The organism is Oleiphilus sp. HI0128 (assembly GCF_001635365.1).
Genome location: NZ_LWGG01000902.1, coordinates 1 through 4,996 on the forward strand (window position 1 = coordinate 1; position 4,996 = coordinate 4,996).

At 46.6% G+C, this 4,996-nt stretch carries 3 protein-coding genes, 1 tRNA gene and 1 pseudogene; all 5 read left to right on the forward strand.

Features of this window, described 5'->3' with window-relative positions:
• Nucleotides 1-279: GatB/YqeY domain-containing protein (locus A3763_RS14685; protein ID WP_197482916.1), on the forward strand; the 279-nt coding region annotated here is incomplete at its 5' end.
• Nucleotides 280-395: 116 nt separating this feature from the next.
• Complete coding sequence (dnaG, locus tag A3763_RS14690; protein ID WP_068553547.1) at nt 396-2,111, forward strand: DNA primase; 1,716 nt, start codon at nt 396-398, stop codon at nt 2,109-2,111.
• 170 nt (nt 2,112-2,281) lie between these two features.
• Nucleotides 2,282-4,090, forward strand: a complete 1,809-nt coding sequence (rpoD, locus tag A3763_RS14695) for an RNA polymerase sigma factor RpoD (protein ID WP_068507063.1) — start codon at nt 2,282-2,284, stop codon at nt 4,088-4,090.
• 99 nt (nt 4,091-4,189) lie between these two features.
• Nucleotides 4,190-4,266: transfer RNA gene (locus tag A3763_RS14700), tRNA-Ile, on the forward strand.
• A gap of 190 nt (nt 4,267-4,456) precedes the next feature.
• Nucleotides 4,457-4,996, forward strand: a pseudogene (locus tag A3763_RS14705) (IS21 family transposase); the annotation flags it as partial.

Here is a 4,996-nt window from a genome sequence, read left to right on the forward strand (position 1 = left end):
CTTAAACAGCGTCGAGATTCAATTAGTCAGTACGAAGCAGCAAGCCGCCAAGATCTTGCGGATGTAGAAGCTGGCGAAATCGCTGTGATTGAGACGTTTCTACCCGCGGCACTGACTGCCGAGGAAATTGATGCTTTGGTCGCCGAGGCAGTGGCGAGCTCTGGAGCAGAATCAGTTCGGGATATGGGCAAGGTGATGGCGGTGCTTAAGCCTCAGCTTCAAGGTCGAGCTGACGTCGGTAAGGTAAGCCAGATCGTTAAGCAGCGCTTAGCTAGCTAGACTTCAATTCCAATTATCTCTTGAACAGAGCGGGTCTACTACAAGGTAGTCATTTAGTCTTTGTTTCATGGCTTATGCTATATTATGCATCTTCATTGAGTAGTGTGTCGTAGCAGATGGCAGGATTAATCCCACAAGATTTTATAGAAGACCTCGTCGCGCGAGTGCCTATCGCCGAAGTTGTGGGTTCGCGCGTACAGCTTAAAAAAGCGGGTACTGCACTGAAGGCCTGTTGTCCTTTCCATCAAGAAAAAACACCCTCTTTTCACGTTAACGCTCAAAAGAACTTCTACCACTGCTTTGGTTGTGGCGCGAGTGGTAACAGTATTAACTTCCTGCGCGAACACGATAACCTGGATTTTAATGAAGCGGTTGAAGAGCTGGCGAAGATCGCTGGCATCGAGGTGCCGAGAGACGAAAAAGTCCAAAAGGTATACAGCCTTCAAGCAAAGTTGTGGGAAGCTTTAGAGTACGCAAATCTGAAATACAGGGATGCGCTAAAGTCTCATGCCAATAAATCGCGTGCTCAGGACTACCTGAAAAGGCGTGGCTTGTCGGACGAAGTGATTGAGCGCTTCGCTATCGGCTTTGCACCGGCCGAGCGGGATTTTCTGAGTGCTAAAGCCGCCCCAGAAACCTTAAAGTCACTCATTCAGACCAAAACCGTTCTCGATAAGTACGACAACCCCTTTGATCTATTTCAAGATCGCTTAATGTTCCCTATTCGAAATAGCCGCGGTAAGACTGTGGCTTTTGGGGGGCGAACCTTAGGGGACGACAAAGCTAAATACATCAACTCACCTGAATCGGAAGTTTTCCACAAAAGTAATGAGCTTTACGGTCTGTATGAAGCGAACCAGGCAACCCGACATCTTGATAAGTTGTTGGTAGTGGAAGGCTATATGGACGTTGTGGCGCTAGCGCAGTACGGTATTAACTATGCGGTAGCCACCTTAGGGACGGCGACAAATAGCGAAAACCTCTCTCACCTCTTACGACGGTGTAAGCACATTATTTTCTGTTTTGATGGCGATCGAGCCGGATTACAGGCTGCAAGAAAGGCAATGGAAAACGCCTTGCCTATATTTGAAGATGGGATGCAGCTGGATTTTTTGCTATTACCGGAAGGTGAGGACCCTGATACTCTAGTGAGGGGGGAAGGGAAAGATATGTTCGAAAAGCGAGTGCTTTCTGCTTATCCCTTATCGGAATTCATGCTTAAAATTTATTCAGAGGGCCTTGATCTTAGATCTGCCGAGCATAAGGGTTTGCTAAAAGAGCAGGCAGAAGCTCAGATAGAGAGGGTGAAGTCCTTTGTTCTGAAAAATGCGCTGACGCAAAAGCTAAATTCACTGATGTTTAAGCGTCGAGGGAAATTCAAGCAAGATGCAGCTAGTGATGGGCGGGAGCTGGTCGGCGCTAGGGTGATTCCTGACCCGGATACTAGCCTTTGTTTAGCGCTATATTACCAGCCAAGTCAGGCTGAAAATTATCTAAGTATGATCAGTGGGCACCAAGGGTTTCAGCAAACTCGTGACTTCGCAGAGTTTCTCTTTCTTCAAAAAATAGCAACGACTCAGTCTTTGTTGTTATTTCTGGCTACGGATGAAGTGGGTTATCGTGCTCAGTTCTCTAGCTTATTTGATCGCTTGGAATGGGTGCCCGACGCGAAGGAAATCCAGGACGTTGCGACTGACTTGCTGCAACGGCTGAAGAATAAACAAACCCAGAATGACGCCTTGAAAGCAACAAAATTCAATAAGCTTCCTAGTGAAATGAGCGAATCTGAAAAGCAAGCGCTAAGAGCTATTTCCCTAAGGAAATCTAAGTAAAAGGCCTTTTAGTATTCGAAACGGCCAAATTTATGAAAGTTATTCCAATTCAGACTTGAAAAATCTCATTTTGGATCCATATTGATTTGGTTGAAAAGCAAACTTTCTATATAATGGCCGACTATTTTTTGATCGGCCATCAGTAACGAATTCCAACTTATAGGATAGACATGTCAGGCAATTCACAACAGTCTCGTTTAAAAGATCTCATCGCCCGCGGTAAAGAACAAGGGTACCTGACTTACTCAGAAGTAAACGACCACCTTCCAGAAGATATTGCGGATCCGGATCAGGTTGAAGACATTATTCGCATGATCAACGACATGGGTATTCAGGTTGTTGAAGTTGCGCCTGATGCTGATTCATTGCTTATGTCAGATGGAGATTCAACAGACGAAGTGGCGGCGGCTGAAGCAGCTGCGGCACTGGCAGCAGTAGAAACCGAAGCAGGCAGAACAACTGACCCAGTACGTATGTATATGCGTGAAATGGGTACTGTAGAGCTACTAACGCGTGAAGGCGAAATTCGTATCGCCAAGCGTATCGAAGAAGGTGTTCGGGATGTGATGGCATCTTTGGCTCACTTTCCGGGTGTCGTTCAGGGTATCTTGGATCGATATGACACGACAGTGGAAGAAGAAGGCCGTCTAAGTGACATTATTTCAGGCTTTGTTGACCCAGAGACCGATGCGATTCCTGCACCGGCTCCTATAGTCGAAGCGAATAGTGCTGATTCCGACGACGATGACGAAGAAGAGGGCGAGAAAGGCCCTGATCCAGAAGAAGTGCGTGAGCGCATGGATGAACTTCGTGCTCAGCTAGCGGTAGCCTTAGCAGAAGAAGCAAAGCATACTCGTAGCAGTAAAGAAGCAGCTAAAGCTTATAATGAGCTAGGTAAACTGTTTGCACCGTTTAAATTGAGTGCCAAGCAGTTCGATGCCTTGATCGTTGAAGTTCGTACTACCAACGAAATCGTTAGGATTAATGAGCGTGCAGTTATGGCGCTTTGCTCCAGATATTGCGGTATGGATCGTAAAGAGTTCATCAAACGATTCCCGGGTAATGAAGCAAACCTACAGTGGATTGACGGCCTAATTGAAGAAAGTCACCCCTGTGCAGCGAAGCTAGAAGCGAACCGTGTTGAAATTACGCGTGCGCAAAGAAAGATCGCAGAAATGGCTAACATAACTGGCATGACCATCGCTGAAATTAAAGACGTCAACCGTCGTGTATCGATTGGTGAAGCAAAAGCGCGTCGTGCGAAAAAGGAAATGGTAGAAGCCAACCTTCGTTTGGTTATCTCCATCGCGAAGAAATATACCAACCGTGGCCTACAGTTCCTGGATCTTATTCAGGAAGGTAACATTGGCTTGATGAAAGCGGTAGATAAGTTCGAATATCGCCGTGGTTACAAGTTCTCGACTTACGCTACATGGTGGATTCGTCAGGCAATTACTCGTTCTATTGCTGACCAGGCACGTACGATCCGTATTCCGGTACACATGATCGAAACCATTAATAAATTGAACCGCATCTCACGCCAGATGCTTCAGGAAATGGGCCGCGAGCCAACACCTGAAGAGTTAGGTGAGCGCATGGATATGCCTGAAGACAAGGTACGTAAAGTCCTTAAGATTGCTAAAGAACCAATCTCAATGGAAACGCCTATTGGTGATGACGAAGATTCACACTTGGGTGACTTTATCGAAGATGGCCAGGCAGAATCGCCCGTTGATACGGCTACAGGCCAGGGCTTAAGAGAGTCTACACGTACGGTTCTTTCCGGACTAACTGCTAGAGAAGCAAAAGTACTACGTATGCGTTTTGGTATCGAAATGAACACAGACCATACTTTGGAAGAAGTAGGTAAGCAGTTCGACGTAACGCGTGAGCGTATCCGTCAGATCGAAGCGAAAGCGCTAAGAAAACTACGCCATCCAAGCCGCTCAGATCACCTAAGAAGCTTCCTGGACGAATAAGCATTTTCCTCTAGCATCTTCTTTCGGGGCGCATTATAATGCGCCCCGTATTGATCAAGAACTCTCTGGATCATCTCTTGGCTCAAAGCCAAAATCAGTGCCCCCTTAGCTCAGTTGGTTAGAGCACCCGACTCATAATCGGTAGGTCCCCTGTTCAAGTCAGGGAGGGGGCACCATTTTTCTTCTTTTATTTCAATTGGTTATTTTAGTAGCTGGCATGCTTGGAATAAGTTGTGCTACATCAGTGCTACATTGGCCTCATTGTTGATTTGCACCCAAAACTGACCCACTAAAGCCATATATTTGCATCGAATTTTGACCCACGTATAAACCTATCCCTGCTTCAGCAAAGCAGGAGAAAATGGAGTGATAGACGTGGCTCTACTAAGCGTAATTCGACGCTGGCATATTCGGGAGGGACAATCGATTCGATCGATTGCTCGGAAGACCGGATTGTCACGAAATACTGTTCGTAAATACCTCAATAATAGAAATTTAGACCCAAGCTACCCTGCAAGGAAGTCGCCGAGTAAGCTGGATGACTACGAGAAGACCTTAACCTGCTGGCTTCACCGTGAGGTGAAAAAGCATCGAAAGCAGCGTAAGTCAGTCAAGCAGCTATACCAGGATTTAGTACAACTGGGTTACACCGGTTCCTATGATCGTGTTGCTGCGTTTGCACGGCAGTGGCGACAAGAGCAACATGAAGCAAAGAGCACTGCCGCTAAGCGAGTCTATGTTCCACTGACTTTTGCACCAGGCGAAGCATTCCAGTTTGATTGGGGCGAAGATTTCGCCACGATCAATGGTCGGAAGTGCTGCCTTCAAGTTGCTTACTTCAAGCTAAGCAATAGTCGAGCTTTCTTCCTGCGAGCTTATTACAAACAAACGCACGAGATGCTGTTT

Coding starts and splice junctions, on each gene's coding strand:
- rpoD (WP_068507063.1), top strand. CDS start 2,282: ATGTCAGGCAATTCACAACAGTCTCGTTTAAAAGATCTCATCGCCCGC.
- dnaG (WP_068553547.1), top strand. CDS start 396: ATGGCAGGATTAATCCCACAAGATTTTATAGAAGACCTCGTCGCGCGA.